Annotated in this window: 18 protein-coding genes and 2 tRNA genes; 15 read left to right on the top strand and 5 right to left on the bottom strand. The window is 63.6% G+C overall.

Features of this window, described 5'->3' with window-relative positions:
* The first annotated feature begins 33 nt into the window (after window positions 1–33).
* From cobO to HB675_RS17725, 10 genes are read left to right on the top strand one after another with little or no spacing between them, the layout of a single operon-like run.
* Entirely contained in the window at window positions 34–645 is a 612-nt protein-coding gene (cobO, locus tag HB675_RS17770; protein WP_213879885.1) for a cob(I)yrinic acid a,c-diamide adenosyltransferase, read from the top strand.
* A complete protein-coding gene (locus tag HB675_RS17765; protein ID WP_213879883.1) occupies window positions 642–1,937 on the top strand; it encodes a cobyrinate a,c-diamide synthase in 1,296 nt (431 codons plus the stop codon). The genes cobO and HB675_RS17765 overlap by 4 nt, the downstream gene beginning before the upstream one ends.
* A complete protein-coding gene (gene bluB, locus HB675_RS17760; RefSeq protein WP_213879881.1) occupies window positions 1,934–2,584 on the top strand; it encodes a 5,6-dimethylbenzimidazole synthase in 651 nt (216 codons plus the stop codon). The genes HB675_RS17765 and bluB overlap by 4 nt, the downstream gene beginning before the upstream one ends.
* A complete protein-coding gene (gene cbiB / locus HB675_RS17755; RefSeq protein WP_213879879.1) occupies window positions 2,581–3,489 on the top strand; it encodes an adenosylcobinamide-phosphate synthase CbiB in 909 nt (302 codons plus the stop codon). The genes bluB and cbiB overlap by 4 nt, the downstream gene beginning before the upstream one ends.
* Complete coding sequence (gene cobD, locus HB675_RS17750; protein ID WP_213879877.1) at window positions 3,482–4,474, top strand: threonine-phosphate decarboxylase CobD; 993 nt, start codon at window positions 3,482–3,484, stop codon at window positions 4,472–4,474. Before cbiB ends, cobD begins: the two co-directional genes overlap by 8 nt.
* Window positions 4,471–5,928: a cobyric acid synthase gene (locus tag HB675_RS17745; protein WP_213879875.1), complete on the top strand. Its 1,458-nt coding sequence runs from the start codon at window positions 4,471–4,473 to the stop codon at window positions 5,926–5,928. The genes cobD and HB675_RS17745 overlap by 4 nt, the downstream gene beginning before the upstream one ends.
* A gap of 1 nt (window position 5,929) precedes the next feature.
* Window positions 5,930–6,451, top strand: coding sequence for a bifunctional adenosylcobinamide kinase/adenosylcobinamide-phosphate guanylyltransferase (gene cobU / locus HB675_RS17740; RefSeq protein WP_213879874.1), 522 nt, complete (start codon window positions 5,930–5,932; stop codon window positions 6,449–6,451).
* Complete coding sequence (gene cobT, locus HB675_RS17735; protein WP_213879873.1) at window positions 6,448–7,503, top strand: nicotinate-nucleotide--dimethylbenzimidazole phosphoribosyltransferase; 1,056 nt, start codon at window positions 6,448–6,450, stop codon at window positions 7,501–7,503. The genes cobU and cobT overlap by 4 nt, the downstream gene beginning before the upstream one ends.
* Window positions 7,500–8,075: an alpha-ribazole phosphatase family protein gene (cobC, locus tag HB675_RS17730; protein WP_213879872.1), complete on the top strand. Its 576-nt coding sequence runs from the start codon at window positions 7,500–7,502 to the stop codon at window positions 8,073–8,075. The genes cobT and cobC overlap by 4 nt, the downstream gene beginning before the upstream one ends.
* Window positions 8,076–8,077: 2 nt before the next feature.
* The gene (locus tag HB675_RS17725; RefSeq protein WP_213879871.1) at window positions 8,078–8,800 is read left to right on the top strand and encodes an adenosylcobinamide-GDP ribazoletransferase; all 723 of its coding nucleotides are present in this window, start codon (window positions 8,078–8,080) and stop codon (window positions 8,798–8,800) included.
* A 135-nt stretch (window positions 8,801–8,935) separates the two neighbouring features.
* Here HB675_RS17725 and HB675_RS17720 read toward each other — a convergent pair whose 3' ends face one another.
* Window positions 8,936–10,210, bottom strand: a complete 1,275-nt coding sequence (locus HB675_RS17720) for an outer membrane protein transport protein (protein WP_213879870.1) — start codon at window positions 10,208–10,210, stop codon at window positions 8,936–8,938.
* Window positions 10,211–10,664: 454 nt separating this feature from the next.
* Complete coding sequence (locus tag HB675_RS17715; protein ID WP_213879869.1) at window positions 10,665–10,889, bottom strand: hypothetical protein; 225 nt, start codon at window positions 10,887–10,889, stop codon at window positions 10,665–10,667.
* A gap of 1,157 nt (window positions 10,890–12,046) precedes the next feature.
* Between HB675_RS17715 and rmuC the strand changes: the two genes are divergently transcribed.
* Window positions 12,047–13,444: a DNA recombination protein RmuC gene (rmuC, locus tag HB675_RS17710; RefSeq protein ID WP_213880013.1), complete on the top strand. Its 1,398-nt coding sequence runs from the start codon at window positions 12,047–12,049 to the stop codon at window positions 13,442–13,444.
* On the opposite strand, the gene HB675_RS17705 is transcribed toward rmuC, so the two are convergent.
* A complete protein-coding gene (locus HB675_RS17705) occupies window positions 13,392–16,865 on the bottom strand; it encodes a PAS domain-containing hybrid sensor histidine kinase/response regulator (RefSeq protein ID WP_213879867.1) in 3,474 nt (1,157 codons plus the stop codon). The two genes, rmuC and HB675_RS17705, sit on opposite strands and share 53 nt — an antisense overlap.
* 264 nt (window positions 16,866–17,129) lie before the next feature.
* Here HB675_RS17705 and HB675_RS17700 point away from each other — a divergent pair, with 264 nt between their 5' ends.
* On the top strand, window positions 17,130–18,323 hold the full coding sequence (locus HB675_RS17700) for an MFS transporter (protein ID WP_213879865.1): 1,194 nt from the start codon (window positions 17,130–17,132) through the stop codon (window positions 18,321–18,323).
* 3 nt (window positions 18,324–18,326) lie between these two features.
* Window positions 18,327–20,198: an MFS transporter gene (locus tag HB675_RS17695; protein WP_213879863.1), complete on the top strand. Its 1,872-nt coding sequence runs from the start codon at window positions 18,327–18,329 to the stop codon at window positions 20,196–20,198.
* Window positions 20,199–20,205: 7 nt separating this feature from the next.
* Here the strand turns inward: HB675_RS17695 and HB675_RS17690 are convergent, their stop codons facing one another.
* Window positions 20,206–21,150: a bile acid:sodium symporter family protein gene (locus tag HB675_RS17690; RefSeq protein ID WP_213879861.1), complete on the bottom strand. Its 945-nt coding sequence runs from the start codon at window positions 21,148–21,150 to the stop codon at window positions 20,206–20,208.
* Window positions 21,151–21,250: 100 nt separating this feature from the next.
* Window positions 21,251–22,171, bottom strand: coding sequence for a recombination-associated protein RdgC (gene rdgC / locus HB675_RS17685; RefSeq protein ID WP_213879859.1), 921 nt, complete (start codon window positions 22,169–22,171; stop codon window positions 21,251–21,253).
* Window positions 22,172–22,332: 161 nt separating this feature from the next.
* On the opposite strand from rdgC, the gene HB675_RS17680 reads away from it, so the two are divergent.
* Window positions 22,333–22,408: transfer RNA gene (locus HB675_RS17680), tRNA-Val, on the top strand.
* A 19-nt stretch (window positions 22,409–22,427) separates the two neighbouring features.
* Window positions 22,428–22,504: transfer RNA gene (locus HB675_RS17675), tRNA-Asp, on the top strand.
* The last annotated feature ends 33 nt before the right edge of the window (window positions 22,505–22,537 follow it).

Genomic DNA, 22,537 nt, shown 5'->3' with positions numbered 1-22,537 from the left:
GGCTTTTCGTCGATACCCCAACGGAGAGCTGTGATGAGTGAATCTGCCGAACGCGACGAACGCCATGTGGCGCGCATGCTGCGCAAGAAAGCCGTGATCGATGAACGTATCGCCAACTCCCCCAACGAATGTGGCCTGCTGCTGGTACTCAGTGGCAATGGCAAAGGCAAGAGCAGTTCGGCGTTCGGGATGCTGGCCAGGGCCATGGGCCACGGTATGCAATGCGGTGTCGTCCAGTTTATCAAAGGCCGCAACGCCACCGGCGAAGAGCTGTTTTTCCGGCGCTTCCCCGAACAGGTCAGCTATCACGTGATGGGCGAGGGTTTTACCTGGGAGACCCAGGATCGCCAGCGAGACATCGTCGCCGCCGAGGCCGCCTGGCAAGTCTCCCGGGGTTTTCTGCAGGATCCGGCCGTGGGCCTGGTGGTGCTGGACGAACTGAATATCGCCCTCAAACACGGTTACCTCGAGCTGGATCAGGTGCTCAGCGACCTGCAAGCCCGGCCGCCCATGCAACATGTGGTGGTCACCGGCCGTGGCGCCAAACCCGAGATGATCGAACTGGCCGACACCGTCACTGAAATGGGCATGCTCAAGCACGCTTTTCAGGCTGGCATTCGCGCGCAAAAGGGCATCGAACTGTGAATCAGCCCCGTCATTGCCCCGCTGTGCTGGTGGCGGCGCCGGCGTCGGGCCAAGGCAAGACCACGGTGACTGCGGCGCTGGCGCGGCTGCATCGCAATCAAGGGCGCAAGGTTCGCGTATTCAAGTGCGGACCAGACTTTCTCGACCCGATGATCCACGAGCGGGCCAGTGGCGCGCCGGTGTATCAGCTGGACCTGTGGATGGTGGGCGCCGAGGAAAGTCGTCGCCTGCTGTGGGAGGCGGCCGGGGAAGCCGATCTGATCCTGATCGAAGGGGTCATGGGCCTGTTCGACGGTACGCCGTCCAGCGCCGACCTGGCCCGCCACTTCGGTGTACCGGTGCTGGCCGTGATCGACGGCACCGCCATGGCCCAGACCTTCGGCGCGCTGGCGCTGGGGCTGGCGCGCTATCAGCCGGACCTGCCTTTTGCCGGCGTGCTGGCCAACCGGGTCGGCACTCTGCGCCACGCGCAGTTGCTGGAGAACAGCCTGACCGAAGGGCTGCGCTGGTACGGCGGATTGTCCCGGGAAACCGGTATCGAATTACCCAGCCGTCATTTAGGTCTGGTCCAGGCCAGTGAACTGAACGACCTGGACGCACGCCTGGACGCCGCCGCCGCGGCGCTGGCCGGCAGTTGCCAGGTGGCCCTGCCGCCGCCCGTCACCTTCGAACCGCCGTTGCCGCGTCGTATCGAGCCGTTGCTCGATGGCGTGCGCGTTGCCGTGGCTCGCGACGAAGCTTTTGCCTTTACCTACGGGGCCAGCCTGCAGCTGTTGCGGGAAATGGGCGCCACGTTGAGTTTCTTTTCACCGCTGCATGATGCCGTGCTACCTGAATGCGACAGCCTGTACCTGCCGGGCGGTTATCCGGAACTGCACCATCAGGCTCTGGCTGCCAACGCTCCGATGCTCGCGGCCATCCGTGCCCATCATAAGGACGACAAACCGTTGCTGGCCGAGTGCGGCGGCATGCTCTACCTGCTGGATGCCTTGACCGATGTCGATGGCGTACGGGCCGAACTCCTGGGCCTGCTGGCGGGGGAGGCGGTCATGCAAAAGCGCCTGGCAGCCCTGGCCCTGCAAAGCGTGGAGCTGCCGGAAGGCACTCTGCGCGGCCACACCTATCACCACTCTCTGACTACCACTGAGCACGAGCCGGTGGCACGGGGTGTGAGCCCCAATGGCGGACGCGGCGCCGAAGCGGTGTACCGCTCGGGGCGGATGACGGCTTCTTACGTGCATTTCTATTTTCCTTCCCAACCCACGGCGATTGCGGAGCTGTTGCGACCATGAGTGACCATGCCTTCAGCCTCGACGATCGAGCTGCCATCTACCGGGTAATCGCCGAACGCCGCGACATGCGCCACTTCATTGAAGGCGAGGTGGCGCCCGAGCTGCTGGCACGGTTGCTGGCGGCGGCGCATCAGGCCCCCAGTGTCGGTCTGATGCAGCCGTGGCGCTTTCTGCGTATCACTGATCGGGTCTTGCGCAGCCGTATTCAACAGCTGGTGGAAGACGAGCGGGTACGCACCGCCGAGGCCCTCGGCGAGCGTTCCGACGACTTCATGAAGCTCAAGGTCGAAGGCATTGGGCAGTGTGCCGAAGTGCTGGTGGTGGCCCTGAGTGACGACCGCGAGCGGCACATCTTCGGGCGCCGGACCTTGCCGGAAATGGACATGGCGTCAGTGTCCTGCGCCATCCAGAACCTCTGGCTGACTGCTCGTGCTGAAGGCCTGGGGATGGGCTGGGTGTCGCTGTTCGACCCCCAGGCGCTGGCCGAATTGCTGGCGATGCCCGAAGGTGCATGGCCCCTGGCGGTGCTGTGCCTGGGGCCGGTGGCCGAGTTCTACCCGGTGCCGATGCTGGTGCAGGAAGGCTGGGCCATCGAGCAGCCCTTGCAGGACATGCTGTTCGAGAACCAATGGGGCGTGGCGGGATGAACATGGCCCTGCTGATCGTGGCGGGTGTGGCGCTGGACGCCTTGCTGGGCGAACCCCGGCGCTGGCATCCGCTGGTGGGCTTCGGCCGTCTGGCCAATCGCCTGGAGCAGCGCTTCAACGGTGGTGGCGCCGGTTGGCGTAGCCACGGGGTCACGGCCTGGGTCCTGGCGGTCGTGCCCTTGACCGCGCTGGCCACGCTGCTGTCCTGGCTGCCCGGGGTGGACTGGCTGGTGGACATTCTCGCGCTGTATTGCGCGCTGGGCCTGCGCAGTCTCGGCGAGCACGTCGGGCCGGTGGCTCAGGCACTGCGCACCGGGGATCTGGTGCAGGCACGCCAGCGGGTGGGTTATCTGGTCAGTCGGGAAACCGCCGAGCTGGATGCCACCGCCGTGGCCCGCGCCGCCACTGAATCGGTATTGGAAAACGGCAGCGATGCAGTCTTTGCCGCGTTGTTCTGGTTTGTCCTGCTGGGTGCGCCCGGTGTGGTGCTGTATCGCCTGAGCAATACGCTGGACGCGATGTGGGGCTATCGTAATGAACGCTTCGAGCGTTTTGGCTGGGCGGCGGCGCGGATTGACGATGTGCTCAATTATGTCCCGGCGCGGCTGGTGGCCTTGACCTACGCGCTGCTGGGCAATACCCGCCTGGCTTTGCGTTGCTGGCGCCAGCAGGCGCCACAATGGGACAGCCCCAACGCCGGCCCGGTCATGGCCGCCGGCGCCGGGGCGCTGAACGTACAGCTCGGCGGCCCAGCGGTGTACCACGGCCAATTGCACGAGCGGCCGGCACTGGGCGAAGGTCGCCAGGCGGACGCGATGAGCATCGACAGCGGCTGGCAGCTGGTGCAGCGCGGTGTCTGGCTGTGGTTGTTGATCATCTGCGTGGGAGCGCAATTCTATGCTTGAACACGGTGGACGGTTGCGCGCTGCCGCGCAGCGCTACGGCATTGCCCAGGACGATTGGCTGGACCTCTCCAGCGGCATTGCGCCGTGGTCCTGGCCTATCGCCGAGATCCCCCAGTGTGCCTGGGCCCGTTTGCCTGAGACCGATGACGGCCTGGAGCAGGCCGCCGAGGCCTACTACGGTGCCGACCACCTGTTGCCCGTGCCCGGTTCCCAGGCGGCTATTCAGTTGCTGCCGCGCCTGCGCCGCAGTGGCCGAGTCGCGGTGCTGTCGCCGTGCTACGCCGAACACACCGAGGCCTGGCGCCGCGCCGGGCATGTGGTGCGGGAGATCGGCGACCATGACGTGGAGCATTTCATCGAGAGCCTCGATGTGCTGGTGCTGGTCAATCCGAACAACCCCACCGGGCGCTTGATCGGCACGGCGCAGTTGCTGGAATGGCATGCTCGCCTGGCGTCCCGGGGTGGCTGGCTGGTGGTGGACGAAGCTTTCATGGACACCACGCCGGGCCTGAGCCTGGCGGCCCACTGCAACCGTCCGGGGCTGATCGTGCTGCGCTCCTTCGGCAAATTCTTCGGCCTGGCCGGCGTGCGCCTGGGCTTTGTTCTCGCCGAGCCGAAATTGCTCCATGCACTGGCCGAGCAGGTCGGACCCTGGGCCATCAGTGGCCCCACACGTGTACTGGGTACCGCCTGCCTGCTGGACGGTCCGGGCCACCGCCTGCAGATCCAGCGTTGTGCGGCCAACAGTCAGCGCCTGGAGCAATTGCTCGGCCGCCACGGTTTCACCCCGGCGGGTGGATGCGCCCTGTTTCAGTGGGTGACCTCGCCCCATGCTGCCGAAATTCAGCACTTTATGGCGCAGCGCGGCATCCTCCTGCGCCTGTTCGAGCAGGGCAGCAGCCTGCGCTTTGGTCTGCCCGCCGGCGAGCCTGACTGGCAGCGCCTGGATCAAGCGTTCACCGCCCTTGCTCAGGAGCAGGCATGACGACCCTCATGGTCCAAGGCACCACCTCCGATGCCGGCAAGAGCACCCTGGTCACGGCCTTGTGCCGCTGGCTGAAGCGCCAGGGCATGGGTGTCGTGCCGTTCAAGCCGCAGAACATGGCCCTCAACAGCGCCGTCACCGCCGACGGTGGTGAAATCGGCCGTGCCCAGGCGGTCCAGGCCCAGGCCGCCGGGCTGGCACCTCACACCGACATGAACCCGGTCCTGCTCAAGCCCAACAGTGATACCGGCGCCCAAGTGATCATCCATGGGCGCGCGGTAACCACCATGAATGCGCTGGCGTACCACGATTACAAGGCCATCGCCATGCAGGCTGTGCTGGCATCGCACCAACGTCTGAGCGCCGCGTATCCCGTGGTCATGGTGGAGGGCGCGGGTTCGCCTGCCGAGATCAACCTGCGCGCCGGCGACATCGCCAACATGGGTTTTGCCGAGGCGGTGGACTGCCCGGTGCTGCTGATTGCCGACATCAATCGTGGCGGGGTCTTCGCCCATCTGGTGGGTACCCTGGAACTGCTCTCCGAGAGCGAACAGGCGCGGGTGGCGGGGTTCATCATCAACCGCTTTCGTGGCGACATTGCCTTGCTGCAGCCGGGCCTGGACTGGCTGGAGCAGCGCACTGGCAAACCGGTGATCGGCGTGCTGCCCTATGTCACCGACCTGCACCTGGAAGCCGAGGACGGTCTGGACCGACGCCAGTCGGCCAAGGCCGCGCAGGTGCTCAAGGTGATCGTCCCGGTGCTGCCGCGCATCAGCAACCACACCGACTTCGATCCTTTGCGCCTGCACCCCCAGGTCGACTTGCAGTTCATCGGTCCGGGCGAGCCGATTCCGCCGGCGGACCTGATCATCCTGCCGGGTTCCAAAAGTGTGCGCGGCGACCTCGCCACCTTGCGCAGCCAGGGTTGGGAGCCGGCCATTGCCCGGCACCTGCGCTACGGCGGCAAGGTCCTGGGAATCTGCGGCGGCCTGCAGATGCTGGGCGAGCAGTTGCACGATCCGCTGGGGCTCGAAGGGCCGGCCGGGTCGAGCCCGGGGCTGGGCTTGCTGGCGTTGTCCACGGAACTGGCCGCCGAGAAGCAGCTGCGCAATGTCAGCGGCGCGCTGAGCCTGGAGCGCGCAGCGGTCAGTGGTTATGAAATTCACGCGGGTGTCAGCACCGGGCCGGCGCTTGAACATCCGGCGGTGTACCTGGACGATGGCCGCTGCGACGGCGCCATCAGCGCCGATGGTCAGGTCCTCGGGACTTACCTGCACGGCCTGTTCGAGTCGTCGGCTTCCAGTGCCGCGCTGTTGCGTTGGGGCGGGCTGGAAAACGTGCAGGAAGTCGATTACCACGCCTTGCGCGAGCTGGACATCGAGCGTCTGGCCGACCTGGTGGAACACCACCTGGACACCGGCCATCTGCGCCGTTTGTGCGGGATGGGGGGCTGACATGCTGCAATTGATTCTCGGCGGTGCCCGCTCCGGCAAAAGCCGCCTGGCAGAGCGCCTGGCCAGCGAAACCGGCCTGGCAGTGACTTATATCGCCACCAGCCAGCCGCTGGACGGCGAAATGAACAGCCGCATTGCCCTGCACCGCGAACGGCGGCCGCCTGCCTGGGGCCTGGTGGAGGAACCGGTCGCCCTGGCCGCCGTGCTGCGCGAGCACGCCAGCGCCGGCCGATGCCTGCTGGTGGATTGCCTGACTCTGTGGCTGACCAATCTATTGATCCATGAAGACCCCCAGCGTCTGGCGCTGGAACGCCAGGCGCTGCTGGACAACCTCGGCGCTTTGCCCGGCGAACTGATTTTCGTCAGTAACGAGACCGGCCTTGGCGTGGTGCCGCTGGGTGAATTGACCCGCCGCTACGTCGATGAGGCCGGCCTGCTCCATCAAGCCCTGGCCGAGCGCAGCCAACGCGTGGTGCTGACCGTTGCCGGCTTGCCCCTAACTCTGAAAGGAACACCGCTATGACCCAAGCCTGGTGGTTGCAACCCTGCCAACCGGTGGACGAAACGGTGCTGGCTCAAGCCCGTGAGCGCCAGCAACAATTGACCAAGCCAGCGGGTTCCCTCGGCACGCTGGAGACCCTGGCAGTGCAACTGGCCGGCCTGCAAGGTCGACTCAAGCCCAGTGTCGAGCAGGTCTGGATCGCGATCTTTGCCGGCGACCATGGCGTGGTGGCCGAGGGCGTTTCACCCTACCCGCAGGAAGTGACCGGGCAGATGCTGCTCAACTTCGTCAACGGCGGCGCCGCCATCAGCGTGCTGGCACGACACTTGTCGGCACAACTGGAAGTGGTCGACCTGGGCAATGCCACCTTGGTGGCTGATCTGCCCGGTGTGCGTCATCTGCATATCGCACCGGGTACCGCCAATTTTGTCACGGGCCCGGCGATGAGCGACGAACAGTGCCGGCAAGCCCTGCAGGGTGGGCGCGACAGTGCGCTGAGGGCGCAGGCCGCCGGCGCGCAGTTATTCATCGGTGGCGAAATGGGCATCGGCAACACCACGGCCGCTGCCGCGCTCGCTTGCGCACTGCTCGACAGCCCGGTGCAGGCGCTGGTGGGCCCTGGCACCGGTCTGGACGTGGCGGGTGTCAGCCACAAAGGCCGGGTGATCGAGCGGGCACTGGCGCTCCATGGCGCGCTGGCGAACGAGCCCCTGCAAGCGTTGACCTGCCTGGGCGGTCTGGAAATTGCTGCGCTGGCGGGTGCCTATCTGGCCTGTGCGCAGCAGGGGATTGCCGTGCTGGTAGACGGTTACATCTGCAGTGTCGCGGCCCTGATTGCGGTGGGCCTGAACCCGTCGGTACAACCTTGGTTGCTGTTTGGCCACAAAGGTGCCGAGCCCGGTCATCAGCTCGTGCTCCAGGCCTTGCAGGGTCAGCCGTTGCTGGACCTGGGCCTGCGTCTGGGCGAGGGCAGCGGCGCGGCACTGGCTGTGCCACTGCTGCGCCTGGCCTGTGCGCTGCATGGCGACATGGCCACCTTTGCCGAGGCGGCAGTGGCCGATCGCCCGGCATGACGTTGCACCTGGACCTGCTGCGTCATGGTGAAACCGAGTGCGGCGGTGGCCTGCGTGGCAGCCTGGACGATGCCTTGACCGAACACGGTTGGCGGCAGATGCACGCTGCCGTGCTGGAGGGCGGCCCTTGGCAGCAGGTGGTCACCTCGCCCTTGCAGCGCTGTGCCCTGTTTGCTGAAGCATTGGCCGGGCGCATGGGCCTGCCGCTGGCGGTGGAGCCTGATTTACAGGAGCTGCATTTTGGCGCGTGGGAAGGGCGCAGTGCTGCCGAACTGATGGTCACCGACGAAGCGGGGTTGGGTCGCTTCTGGGCCGACCCTTATGGCTTTACACCACCGGACGGTGAACCCGTCGACGACTTTCGCCGGCGGGTGCTCAGTGCCGTGGGGCGCTTACACCGCCTCTATGCAGGACAGCGGACACTGCTTGTCAGCCACGGCGGTGTCATGCGGCTGCTGCTGGCCCAGGCGCGCGGCTTGCCCCGTGAACAACTCTTGCAGGTCGAGGTGGCCAATGGCGCGCTGTTCTCCCTGCGGGTCGAGGCTGACGGTCGGCTGAGCGAGCCCACTTGAGCATGGCGCCGTTTTGGATTGCCCTGCAGTTTCTCAGCTGTTTGCCCGTGCGCTTGCCGGGCATGCCGGCGCCTCAGGCGATGGGTCGTTCGTTGCTCTGGTACCCGGCGGTCGGGGTGCTGGCGGGTGTGCTGCTGGTCACGGGACTGTGGTGCCTGCAAGGCGCACCGGTCTTGCTGCAAACCGCGTTGCTCCTCAGCGGCTGGGTGCTGTTCAGCGGCGCCCTGCACCTGGACGGCCTGGCCGACAGCGCCGACGCCTGGCTTGGCGGTTTCGGCGACCGTGAACGGACCCTGTTGATCATGAAAGACCCGCGCAGCGGGCCGATCGCCGTGGTGACGCTGGCACTGGTGTTGCTGCTTAAATTCTGTGCCCTGCAGGCGCTGGTGCAGGCCGGGCAGTGGCAAGCGCTGCTGGTCGTGCCGGTGCTGGGGCGAGCAGGGTTGCTGGCGCTGTTTCTGACCACGCCCTATGTACGGGCCGGTGGCCTGGGGCAGGCGTTGGCCGACCATCTGCCGCGACGAGCAGGGTGGTGGGTGCTGGGGCTGGTACTGCTGGGAGCTGTGCTGACGGGACTAGGGCTGCTGAGCCTGGTGGTTTTGATCGGGGTCTTCGCCTGGCTGCGGTCCTTGATGATGCGCCGGCTGGGCGGCACGACCGGAGACACCGCTGGCGCCTTGCTGGAGCTCCTGGAAACGGTGGTGTTGGTGGTCTGGGCTTTGTAGGGCCCCAAGCTTGCCCGGGAACCAGACGCCGCTCCCTGCTTCCCGAGCAAGCTCGGGCCTGCAACGTGGGCGTCCATTGGAGACGGGATAAAAAAACGGGGAAGATTCCCCGTTTTTTAGTGCAACCGCTGGCCATCAGAACTTGTAGGTAGCGCCTACGCCAAAGCCATTGGCGCTGTTGTCATACCGCGCGTCGTAGGTCTGGCCCAGCGCATTGGTCTCGCTGACCGTGACCTTCTTTTCCTTCAGATACGAATAGGCAACGTCGAAGGTCCAGTGCTCGGTCGGGCTCCAGCCAGCACCCAGGCTGAAGATCGTCCGGTCGCCGGTAGGAATGCGGGGCGAACGGTCGGTATTGTTGGTGGGCGACTGGTCCCAGCTCAGGCCGGTTCGCAGTACCCATTCCTTGTTCAACTGGTAGGAGGTGCCCAAGGCGTAGGCCCAGGTGTTGCGCCAGTTCTGCGGTTCGGTGATGCTGCTCAAGGAAGCACCCGCGAGGCCGGCACCGCTGGTGATGTCGTTGTTGACGGTGATGTCCTTCAGGCGGCTCCAGCGTGTCCAGGTCGCACCGCCATAGACGGTCCAGGCATCGGTGAGCGCCTGGGTCACCGACAGGTCGGCGGATTCCGGCGTGGTGATGTTCAGCGAGCCGTTGTAGCGACCGCTGTTCAGCAGCGCCGCAGGTGTGCCGGCCCCGGTGGTGACCGTGGTATGGCCGTCCAGGTTGTAGCTGACCTTGGAGTGATAGGTCAGGCCCACACGGGTCGTGTCGGTGGCCTGCACCAGCACGCCGACGTTATAGCCATAGCCCCAGTCGTCACCCTTGACCTTGACTTCGCTGTCACGCAGCAAAGGGGAGATCGACAGGGCGGAGTTCAGTTCACCGCTCATGCGGTTGATGGTAGGGCCGAAGCCGATCGACACCCGGTCGTTGAAGGCATAGCTGATAGTGGGCTGGAAGGTCACTACCTTGACTTCGCTCTTGTCGCCGAAGTAGCGGCCCTGGAAGGTGCTTTCGTAGTTGGTGACCAGGCCGAATGGCGCGTAGACCCCCAGGCCAAAGGCCCAGTGGTCATCGATTGGTTTGACGTAGAAGCCCATCGGCACGCCGGTGAACGGCACCATGTCGCCCTTGTTGGTGCCCGAGCGCGAACCGCTGGCGCGATCGATGTCGGTGGACGCATCGATAGCGGCCCAGCCGCCAGTGATTTCCTGCTGCTTGATGCGCGACATACCCGCCGGGTTGCCGTACACGGTGCTGGCATCATCCGCAGATGACGAGCGCCCGGCGTAACCGGTGCCCATACCGCTGATACCTTGTTCGTTGAGGGCAAAGCCAGAGGCAAAAATTTGACTGGAGGCAAGGGCGACGGCGAGGCTGATTGTGGTCTTGAGCATTACTTTTTTCATTATTAGAACTCCGATGGGTCAGCCACGCGGAAATTAACAAGTTTTTCACGTCTGCGCTACTGCCCCAATGCCACGTTGTAGAGCGGTTTGTAGGACAATCGGACGATATTGGCTGGTTAATATAGGCGGTGAATGACCCTGCATTAGTTGACTGTTCAGTCAGTCCATGAATGCAAGGTTCCGGCCAACTCTGTCTGAAGTTTTTGGAAAGTCTGAAAGTGGCGGGCCAGAGCGCTTGGCAGCGATGAATCGACATGGCCCGCCGGAGGCCAGATGGCCTCCTGAGTTCAAGTGTAGTGTCAGATAATCGAGCTAAAGGCTTGTTTTTAGCTTGTTTGTTGCAGGATTTGACGGCGGCTATTCAGAAATGGCTTAAGTCATGGCGAGCGGCGATGAAAATTCAGGCATGAAAAACCCCGCCAGAGGGCGGGGTTCGGCTCATTCCGATCGTCGGTCAGGCGACAAGCGCTTGACGCGTGCGGTCGATGACGGCTTGCAGCGGCTCGGCGCTGGAATACTGCTCGGGGTACAGACGTTCGGTATGACGAGCGATGCCGTGTTCGTTCACCAGGGTGAAGCTGAAGCAGCCTTTGCGTGCTGCCATGATCAGGCAGTTCATCGGGGCGAAGGCGTGGGTCAGGGTGCGAATGGCATCTTGGGTATGGATAGAGTGGTTCATGTTATTGGGTGTTCCTGCAAAAGACACAGATCTGATCTGTGCACGACTAAAACGTTCCAGTACGCAAGGCCACCATTGGCTGTGCGAAGAACCTGACTGGAACAAAAGCAGCCAGTGTCGAGCGCTTGTCAAATAAGGGCGCCTGGGCTGACTGGTAGCTACTAGGAGGGCAGGCAGCACTCCGGGGCAAAGGTTCTGGGCCCTGGGTGAAGATCCTGATCAATCTGCAGGTTGGTCGGTTCAGAAGGATCTGGCTTTGCTCGGCCCCTGTTGACAGGAGGGAAAGCGATCTGGAGACCATCGAGTAAGCCGGTTCGCTGAGCTTCCGATTCTTGGAAAAGAAGAACGGGAACAGGAACTGCTTCGGCTAATTGACTTTCAGCTTTGTATCTAACGGAGCGGAGCCTACCCCACAATCAACTGCAGCTGCAAGGTTTTTTTCTGCAAGAATACCCAGCGGTCGATTTCACGGGTATGTATTCGGCGGAGCAGGCCAGTTTGCCCACGTAGATCAAGAAAGGGAAGCCCCCTGACCGCTCCATGGCCGGCGTCCAGGCCAATGCGGGACCACCCTGCAGACAGATAGCTCGGGGTTTGTACACACCTGAACACGCGTTTGTCATCTGTTTGTCATTTGCCTTTTTGCGCCCTCTTAGCTGCTTTTGGAAATTCAAGTCAATGAAAAAAAACGATTTTTTTTATTGGTGAAAAAATCGACAGTTTGTCTGCAGGCCCCGTTTTATATGGGTTTCGGAGAAGGGATTAGCTGTTGTCCACTGAGTTATCCACAGCTTCTGTGGATTGTCCGCAGCGCTTGCTCTAGCACGGGCCTGTACCGAATGTGCTCGAGTTCAGCTTGGTCGAGGGCGCGATCTGTCAAGTCATTTTGTCTGCGTGTACCGACAAATGTCGCCGCCAAAAAGAAATCGCCAAAAGAGAAATTTCATTCCCGCCACGCCTGACCCTTTCAGGGAAAATTGCAGTAGAGTCCGCGCCCCTGCGCCGCTACCCTCGGCACATGCCCCGTGCTTTCTGGAGACCCTATGTTGTTGGAGCTGACCCCGTTGCTGTGCGGCTTGCTGATTGCCGCGGTTCCGTTGCTTGCGCTGGCCTGGCAGCTGCAACGCCGATTGTCGGCCCTGCAGGCTGGCAGTGCCTTGATGGACGAGCGCCTGGCCACCGCCCTGCTGGCTCAGGACGGCCTGGGTGCGCAATTGGAGGCGAGCCGCGACGAGATCAGTGACCTGGCGCAGGCCAACTCGCTGAAACAGGCCGAGCTGGCGGCCCAGGCGCGGGAACTGGAATTGCTGCAGGTCGACCGCGATAACAGCCGCGACGCGGAACACGCCTGGGGGCTGGAGCGCAATGCGCGGGAAGCGGAGTTGCGCCGTCTGGGCGCCCAGTGTGCCGGTCTTGATGCCGAGCTGCGCGAACAGCAGGACAGCCACCAGCAGCGCCTGACCGACCTGCAGGGGTCACGGGATGAGCTGCGGGCGCAATTTGCCGAGCTGGCCGGGAAGATTTTCGACGAGCGAGAACAACGCTTTGCCGACAGCAGCCAGCAACGCCTCGGCCAACTGCTCGACCCGCTCAAGGAGCGCATCCAATCCTTCGAAAAACGTGTGGAGGAAAGCTACCAGCAGGAGGCCCGTGAACGTTTTTCCCTGGCCAAGGAGCTGGAGCGTCTGCAGTTGCTCAACCAGCGCCTTGGCGACGAGGCCACCAACCTGACCCGTGCCCTCAAGGGCCAGAAGACCCAGGGCAACTGGGGCGAGCTGATCCTTGAACGGGTGCTGGAACAGGCGGGCCTGGAAAAAGGCCGTGAGTACCAGACCCAGGTCAGCCTCAAGGGGCCGGACGGCGAGCGATTTCAACCGGACGTGCTGATCATGCTGCCCGGCGACAAGCAGGTGGTGGTCGACTCCAAGGTCAGCCTGACGGCCTACCAGCAGTACATCGTCGCCGAAGACAGCGGCGTCGCCCAGGCCGCGCTGAAGCAACATGTGCTGTCGCTGCGCAACCATGTGAAAGGCTTGTCGGGCAAGGATTACAACCGGCTCGAAGGTCTGCACAGCCTGGATTTCGTGCTGCTCTTCGTGCCCATCGAAGCGGCGTTTTCCGCCGCCTTGCAGGCCGAGCCCAATCTGTTTCAAGAGGCGTTCGACCGGCAGATCGTGATCGTCAGCCCAACCACCATGCTGGCAACCCTGCGGGTCATCGACAGCCTGTGGAAGCAGGAGCGCCAGGGCCAGAATGCGCGTGAAATCGCCGAGCGCGCCGGCTGGCTGTACGACAAGTTTGTGCTGTTCATCCAGGACCTCGACGAAGTCGGTAATCGCCTGCAACAGTTGGACAAGGCCTACAGCGCGGCGCGCAACAAGCTGACCGAGGGCCGCGGCAACCTGGTCAGCCGCAGCGAACAGCTCAAGTTGCTGGGCGCGCGGGCCAGCAAAAGCCTGCCGGCCGACCTGCTCGAACGCGCCTTGACCGACGAGGACGCGTTCAGTGACCCGTCAGGTGTCGATTCAACAGCGCCCGCAGTGCCGCCGGCTTGACCGGTTTGGCCAGGTAATCCAGGCCTGCCGCGTGTACCAGTGCCACGGTCTCGCTGCGCCGGTCGGCACTGATCACCACGCCGGGCAGCGGGGCGGCCAGGCCGCTGCGCAGCCAGGCGGTCAGCGCCGGGCCGGTATCGCCCGCGTCCAGATGGAAATCCACCAGCACCAACTCTGGCCGTAGCCCTGCGTCCAGCAGCTGCTGGCACTCTTGGCGGTTGCGTGCGGTGGAGACCGTGCAGCCCCAGCGGCTGAGCAGGCTGCTCATGCCGGTGAGGATACTGTCTTCGTTGTCGACACAGAGCACCTGTGCCCCTGCCAGGGCCTGGCCGCTGTCAGCGATCATCAGCGCTACCCGAGGCGCCTCGCTGCTGGAAATAGCGACCTCGACGCTGAATACGCTGCCCACGCCGGGCCATGAGCGCACCTGCAGGCGGTGGCCCAGCACCCGGCACAAACCGTCGGCAATGGCCAGCCCCAAGCCCAGGCCTTTTTCCGCGCGGGTCTGGTGGCTGTCCAGGCGCTTGAATTCCTCAAAGATCACTTGCAGCTTGTCTTCGGCAATACCCGGCCCGCGATCCCAGACTTCCAGGCGCAGGCGCTCGGCCTCGCGGCGCACCCCCAAGAGGATCGGGCCTTTGCCGTAGCGCAGGGCATTGGTCAGGAAATTCTGCAGAATACGCCGCAGCAGCCGAATGTCGCTGGCCACATGCAGGTGGCTGCCGCGCACCCTGAACCTGAGACCTTGCTCGTTAGCCAGTGCCTGAAACTCGGCAGAAAGCGGCCCATACAAGTCGGCGAGGGAGAAGGGCTGCACATTGGGCAGGATCTTGCCGTTTTCCAGACGGGAAATGTCCAGCAGGTCGCTGATCAGGTCCTCGGCCGAGCGCAACGAACTGTCCAGGTGGCGCACCAGTTGCTGCGCCTGTGGCGACAGCGCGTCCTCTTGGTGAGACAGCGCCGCAGAGAACAGCCGTGCGGCATTGAGCGGCTGCATCAGGTCGTGACTCACAGCGGTGAGAAAGCGCGTCTTGGACTGGTTGGCCAGTTCGGCCACGCCCTTGGCCGCGGTCAGTGCGCCGTTGAGTTGCGACAGCTCCCGGGTGCGCGCCAATACCCGTTGTTCGAGGCCTTCGTTGGCCTCCTTGAGGCCCAGTTCGGCGTCTCGGTAAGCGGTGATGTCAGTGAAACTCATGACGAAGCCGCCGCCGGGCATGGGGTTGCCGATCAGTTCGATGGTCTGGCCGTTGGGGAACATCCGTTCGGAGGTGTGGGCGCGGCCCTGACGCATCCAGTGCAGTCTCCTCGCCACATGCACTTCGGCCTCGCCGGGGCCGCACAGGCCACGTTCGGCGTTGAAGCGGATGATGTCGGCGATGGGGCGTCCGACGCTGATCAGTCCTTCGGGATAATCGAACAGTTCCAGGTAGCGACGGTTCCACGCCACCAGCCGCAAGGACGGGTCGACCACGCTGATGCCCTGGGTGATGTTCTCGATGGCGCCCTGCAGCAAGGCCCGATTGAACTGGAGCACCTCCGAGGCTTCGTCGGCAATGCGCACCACGTCCTCCAGCTGCATTTCCCGGCCTTCGATGGCCGCCTTGACCACTGCGCGGGTCGATGAACTGCCCAGCACCCCGGCCAGCAGGCGTTCGGTGTGGGCGATCCAGTCGCCGTCGGCGTTCTGGTTGTGGTTCAAGGCCTTGCCTTGGCGTTGGGCGTAGCGCTCGAAACTCAGGCGCGCGCGGTCTTCACCGACAAAGCGCGCAGCCAGCTTGAGCAGGTCATCGATGCGCACCGCCAGCAAAGGCCGATTACGCGGGCCGCCGTCGGCCTGTTGGCCGATAAAGCGCCCGGCCTGCCAGTGCTCGGAGACCCGCGTGCGCGACAGCAGCGAAACGCCGATGAACAGGCTGAAATTGCCCGCCAGGGATAGCACTACCCCTTGCGTCAGAGGTGTGATGGGCAGGTCGAACGGGTTGCTGTGCAGCCACGCCAAGCCCGGAAAAGTGCTCAGCGCCCAGCCCAGGCTGTGGGCCGCGATGGGAAGCACGAGGGCGTAGAACCAGAGGAAGGTGCCGGCGGCCAGGCCGGCAAAGACCCCGCGCCGATTGGCCTGCTTCCAGTACAGTGCGCCCAGCATCGCCGGCGCCAGTTGGGTGACGGCGGCGAAGGCGATCAGGCCGATGGTGGCCAGGCTTGCGGTCGAACCCAGCAGGCGATAACTGACGTAGGCCAACAGCAGGATGACCACGATGCTGACCCGGCGCACGGTCAGCATCCAGTGGCGAAACAGCTCGAACGGCCGCTCGGCGCGTTGGCGGCGCAACAGCCAGGGCAGCAGCATGTCGTTGGAGACCATGGTCGACAATGCCACGCTGGCGACGATCACCATGCCGGTGGCCGCCGAGGCGCCGCCGATAAAGGCCGCCAGCGCCAGCCAGGGATGGGCTTCGGCCAAGGGCAGGCTGATCACGAAGGAGTCGGGGATGACCGAACCCGGCAGGCGCATTTGCCCGGCCAGGGCGATCGGCACGACAAAGAGCGCGGCGAGGACCAGGTAGCCGGGGAAGATCCAGCGGGCCATGCGCAGGTCCCGAGGGTCGGTGTTCTCTACCACCGTGACGTGAAACTGCCGGGGCAGGCAGATCACCGCCATCATGGTGACGAAGGTCTGCACCAGCATCGACGGCCAATTGACCGTTTCGCTCCAGTAGTGTTCCAGGCTGGGTGCGGCCCGGGCCTGGCTAAGCAGGTCGCCGAAACCGTCGTACAGGTGGAAGGTGACGAACACGCCCACGGCGATGAAGGCCAGCAGCTTGACCAGCGCCTCGAAGGCAATGGCCAGCACCATGCCGCGATGGTGCTCGGTGACGTCGAGGTTGCGGGTGCCGAAGATGATGGTGAACAGCGCCAGGACCAGCGACACCACCAGGGCGGTGTCCTGTACCCGAGGCCCGGTGGCGTCGGCACCGGCGCCGATCAGCAAGTTGACGCCCAGCACGATGCCTTTGAGTTGCAGCGCGATGTAGGGCAGCACGCCGACCAGGCAGATCAGTGCCACCACCACCGCCAGGCTCTGGGATTTGCCATAGCGCGCGGCGATGAAATCGGCAATCGAGGTGATGTTTTCGCGCTTGCTGATGAGCACCATTTTCTGCTGCACCCAAGGCGCGAACACCATGAGCAGTACCGGCCCCAGGTAGATCGGCAGGAAGGCCCAGAGCTGTTCGGCCGCCTGGCCGACGGCGCCGAAGAAGGTCCAGCTGGTGCACCATACCGCCAGCGACAGGCTGTAGACCCAGCCGCGCAGACGTGGCGACAGCGGCGTGCGGCGGCGATCGCCATAAAAGGCGATGGCGAACATCACGGCCATGTAGGCCAGGGCAACGGCGGCGATCAGCCCGCTGGACAGCGACATGGAGTGGGGTTCCTTGGAGATCTTGTCATGGCGGTCGGCAAGCCCTGTCGCAGACGTTGCAGATAACCTCGAACCCTGTGTGAGCAGCCCTTGGGCGCGATGGTATCACCGCGCAAGTCAGCCAGACCGTGCCACCAGCATCGCAGGCAAGCCTTGCTCCCACAAGGCCAGACTGAGCCACGGACCTTGTGGGAGAAAAAGCATGGAATCACCCACAACAGGTCGGTGCATACTGCACCCATTTATTCGCCGAGAGATGGGTCAATGACTGCACCGCTGCCACCACGCCGCTTCTGGAGCCTGGTGTACCTGACGTTCACCCTGCTGACCTTCCTGGCCGCTTCCAGCGCCCCGACCCCGCTTTATCACCTTTATCAAGAAGCCTGGAGCTTTTCCCCGGCCATGCTCACGCTGATCTTCGGGGTCTATGCCTTGAGCTTGCTGGGCGCCTTGCTCACGGTGGGCTCGCTGTCGGACTACCTGGGTCGCAAACCGGTGCTGTTGCTGGCGCTGCTCCTGGAGATCCTGTCCATGCTGCTGTTCATCGCTGCTGTGGATGTCAGCTGGCTGCTCCTCGCTCGTCTGTTGCAAGGGTTCGCCACCGGGATTGCCACCAGTTCACTGGGCGCGGCGCTGTTGGACAACGACAAGGTCCAGGGGGCATTGCTCAACAGCCTCGCGCCCTTGCTGGGCATGGCCTGCGGTGGTCTGGGCAGCAGCCTGCTGGCCGAATTCGCCCCCGAGCCGTTGCGTCTGGTGTACATCGTAGTGCTGGGTCTGTTTGTGTTTCAGGCCATTCTGCTGCTGCGCCTGCCGGAAAGCGTCAGCCGTGTTCCCGGCGCACTGGCCTCGCTCAAGCCCACCGTAAGCATTCCATCGCAAACGCGCTCAGCCTTGTTGCGCATGCTGCCGATCAACACGGCAACCTGGTCGCTGGGCGGTTTCTTCCTGTCGCTGGTCCCTTCTGTGGTGCGCGCGGTGACCGGTTCCACGTCCAATCTGCTGGGCGGTGCTTTGGTAGCAACCTTGACCCTGGCGGGGGCGGCGGCGATTTTTTCGCTGCGTAATCGCCAGGCCGAAAACGTCCTGCGCCTGGGCGGCTGTCTGTTGGCCTGCGGCCTTGCCGTGATCCTTGTCGCCGCCCAATCGGGCTCACTGCCGCTGTTTTTCGTCGGCACTCTGTTGGCCGGTTGTGGCTTCGGCTCGGGGTTTCTCGGCTCGGTGCGCACGCTGATGCCGCTGGCCCACGCCCATGAGCGCGCGGGCCTGATGGCCAGCTATTATGTGCTCAGCTACCTGGCCTTCTGCGTGCCGTCGTTCATTGCAGGCGCCATGGTGCGGCGTTTCGGGCTGCTGGCGACCACTGATGGCTATGCGTCGATCGTGATTGTGTTGTGTGCCCTGGCCTTGCTCAACCTGGCATTACGCCGGCCAGCCCTGAATCATCCAGGACGATAATCCATGAGTCATTCGCAATTTGCCCTGTTGGGCAAACGTCGCTTCTTGCCGTTTTTCCTGACCCAATCACTGGGCGCGTTCAACGACAACGTGTTCAAGCAATCGTTGATTCTGGCGATCCTGTACAAGCTCGACATCGCGGGTGACCGCACGGTCTGGGTCAATCTCTGCGCGCTGTTGTTCATCCTGCCGTTCTTTCTTTTTTCGGCGCTGGCGGGCCAGTTTGGCGAGAAGTTCGCCAAGCAGGCGCTGATTCGTCTGCTCAAGCTGGCAGAAGTGGTGATCATGGCGATCGGCGCCGTGGGGTTCGCGTTCAATCAACTGTGGTTGATGCTGCTGGCGCTGTTTGCCATGGGCGTGCACTCGGCACTGTTCGGCCCGGTGAAGTACTCGATTCTGCCCCAGGCCTTGCAGGAGGACGAACTGGTCGGCGGCAACGGGCTGGTGGAAATGGGCACCTTTCTGGCCATTCTCGCGGGCACCATCACGGCGGGCATCATGCTGTCTTCGGCCCACTACGCCACGGTGGTGGGCACTGCCATCGTGCTCATTGCCGCCCTCGGCTACCTGGCCAGTCGCGCCATTCCGAGGGCTGTGGCCAGTTCGCCGCAGTTGCAGATCGACTGGAACATCTTCACCCAGTCCCGGCTCACGCTGAAACTGGGCTTCAGCCAGACCACCGCCGTGTCGCGTTCGCTGGTGGGCAACTCGTGGTTCTGGTTCGTCGGCGCGATCTACCTCACCCAGATCCCGGCCTACGCCAAGGAGTGGCTGTACGGCGACGAAACCGTGGTCACGCTGATTCTTACCGTGTTCTCGGTGGGCATAGCGCTGGGTTCGATGCTGTGCGAGCGGCTCTCGGGGCGCAAGGTGGAGATTGGCCTGGTGCCGTTCGGCTCCTTTGGCCTGACCTTGTTCGGGCTGTTGCTCTGGTGGAACTCGGGCGGTTTCCCACAGGCGGCGGCACCCCATGACTGGTGGCAGGTGTTGAACATCGGCAAGGCCTGGTGGGTGTTGATCGACGTGTTGGGGCTCGGGGTTTTCGGCGGCTTTTACATCGTGCCGCTCTATGCGCTGGTGCAGTCGCGCACGGCGGAAAACCAGAGGGCCCGGGTGATCGCCGCCAACAACATCCTCAACGCGCTGTTCATGGTGGTTTCGGCGATTGTTTCGATCCTGCTGCTGACCGTGGTCAAGCTGTCGATCCCGCAGCTTTTTCTGGTGGTGTCTCTGCTGAACATCGGCGTCAACGCCTACATCTTTCGGATCGTTCCGGAATTCACCATGCGCTTCATGATCTGGCTGTTGAGCCACTCCATGTACCGGGTCAAGCATGAGGGCCTCGAGCAGATCCCCGACGAAGGCGCCGCCTTGCTGGTGTGCAACCACGTGTCGTTCGTCGATGCATTGCTGATCAGCGGCGCCGTGCGTCGACCGATCCGTTTCGTCATGTACTACAAGATATTTCGCCTGCCAGTGCTCAACTTCATCTTCAGCACCGCCGGCGCCATCCCCATTGCCGGGCGCACCGAAAGCCTGCGCATCTACGAGGAAGCCTTCGCGCGGATCCAGCGCTACCTGGCCGAGGGTGAACTGGTGTGCATCTTCCCGGAAGGCAAGCTGACCACCGATGGCGAAATCAACGAGTTCAAAAGCGGCGTGACCACCATTCTTGCCGAGTCCGACGTGCCCGTAGTGCCCTTGGCGCTCCAGGGCCTGTGGGGCAGCTTTTTCAGCCGCGACCCACAGAAGGGCCTGTTCCATCGGATCTGGTCAAAAGTGACCCTGGTGGCCGGCCCCCCGGTAACTGGCGAGGCGGCGACGCCTCAATTGTTGCGTCAGCAGGTGACAGCGTTGCGGGGGGAGCAGCGCTGAAAAAGGGCTACTCCCGCGGCGTTTGCTCATCCGCCATCTTGCGAAACCAAGTCGACAACAGCGCGCCCGAGATGTTGTGCCATACGCTGAACAGCGCGCTGGGCACGGCCGCCAAGGGGGAGAAGTGGGCGCTGGCCAAGGCTGCGCCGAGGCCGGAGTTCTGCATGCCGACTTCCAGCGAGAGCGACTTGCGTTGGGCCAGCGGCAGTTTGAACAGCTTGCCGGTGAAATAGCCGAGCAGGAAGCCGAAGGTGTTGTGCAGGATCACCACGGCCATGATCAGCAGGCCCGATTCGGCAATTTTCGCCTGGCTGGCGGCGACCACGGCGCAGACGATCATGACGATACTGACCACCGACACCAGCGGCAGCACGTCGATGGCCAGGGCGACCTTGGCGCCCAGCAGGCGTTGGGCGACCACGCCGAGCACGATGGGCAGCATCACGAACTGCAGGATCGACCAGAACATGTCCATGAAGGACACCGGCAGCCAGGCCGAGGCCAGCAGCCAGATCAGGGTCGGGGTCAGCAGCGGGGCGAGGAGGGTGGTCACCGCGGCGATGGCCACTGACAAAGCCAGGTCGCCCTTGGCCAGCCAGGTCATCACGTTGGACGAGGTGCCGCTCGGGCAGCAGCCGACGAGGATCACGCCCACGGCGATTTCGGCTGGCAGGTGAAACGCCTGGCACAGGCCCCAGGCCACCCCCGGCATGATGATGAAATGGGCGACCACGCCCAGCAGCACGCGCCAGGGATGGCGGCTGAGTTCGGCGAAGTCGTCAAGCCTGAGGGTCAGGCCCATGCCGAACATGACCAGGCCCAGCAGGGGCACGATCAGGCTCTTGAGGCCGAGAAACCATTGGGGTTCAAGGAACGCCAGCACGGCGAACAGCAGGACCCAGTAGGCAAAGGTGTTGCCGACGAAGCGGCTGAGGGCGGCCAGGGCGCGCATGGTGGTTCCTTGTTTTTGAATGGGGTGGGGGCGATCGCGGGCTCCGCGCTCCTGTGGTGTCAGTTGCAGAAGCGTGCGCAGCCCGCGATCAGGTCAAGCATTAAATCCCCTGCGGCATCTCTTCGCCGCCCAGCGCTTCGAACAACTCCGGCAGGAAATCGCCAAAGGTCAGCATCATCAGGGTAAAGCTGGCGTCCAGTTGCCCCAGGGCCTCTTCGCCGCCGTCTTCCTCAGCCTTGTCCATCAGCACTTCTTCGAACTTCAGGCGCTTGATCACCGACTTGTCGTCGAGGACGAAAGACAGCTGGTCCTTCCACGCCAGGGACAGTTGGGTGACCTGCTTGCCCGTGCTCAGGTGCAGCTGGATTTCGTCGCTGGTCAGGTCCTGGCGCTTGCAGCGCACGATGCCGCCGTCTTCGCCGGTGTCGCGCAGTTCGCATTCGTCCAGCACATAGAAGTCGTCGGCGGCTTTCTGGGTCTTGACCCACTCGGTCATGGTGGCTGTGGGCGCGACCTTGACGGTCAGCGGGCGCAATGGCAGCGAGCCCATCACTTCACGCAGGGTCGACAGCAGGTCCTCGGCGCGCTTGGGGCTTGCCGAGTTCACCAGTACCAGGCCCTGCCTGGGGGCAATGGCGGCGAAGGTCGATGAGCGGCGAATAAAGGCACGGGGCAGGAAGGCCTGGATGATTTCATCCTTGATCTGATCGCGCTCCTTCTTGTAGACCTTGCGCATCTGCTCGGCTTCGATCTCCTCGACCTTTTCCTTGACCGCATCGCGCACGACGCTGCCCGGCAGGATGCGTTCTTCCTTGCGCGCCGAAATCAGCAGGAAATCACCGCTCACGTGCACCAGCGGCGCATCGGCACCCTTGCCGAAGGGGGCGACGAAACCGTAGGTGGTCAACTCCTGGCTTGCACAAGGACGGGCCGGCTTGGTGGCCAGTGCGGTTTCCAGCGCTTCGGGTTCGAACGGGATGTCCTGGGTCAGACGGTACACAAGCAGGTTTTTGAACCACATGGGGCGAGTCTCTCCTTAATACATAAGGCGGGCATTAAACGCTGTGCGAGGCCTCGCGCCAACCCTGTGCTAAGTCTTTGGAAGGGTTGCAAAAAATTTTTAAAAAAGTGCTTGCCAGAGGTAGGGTCGCTCCGTAGAATGCGCGCCACACGATGAGTGAAGGGTGATTAGCTCAGCTGGGAGAGCATCTGCCTTACAAGCAGAGGGTCGGCGGTTCGATCCCGTCATCACCCACCAATCTCTCTTTGTGTATCGCGCAGCGGTAGTTCAGTCGGTTAGAATACCGGCCTGTCACGCCGGGGGTCGCGGGTTCGAGTCCCGTCCGCTGCGCCATATCTCGCTTCAAGGCCCTTGAACTCCTTGAAG

The sequence above is a fragment of the Pseudomonas sp. dw_358 genome (genome assembly GCF_018449655.1).
Classification (GTDB): domain Bacteria; phylum Pseudomonadota; class Gammaproteobacteria; order Pseudomonadales; family Pseudomonadaceae; genus Aquipseudomonas.
Note: the sequence above shows the minus strand (reverse complement) of the source record. Positions and strands in the feature narration are given on the sequence as shown.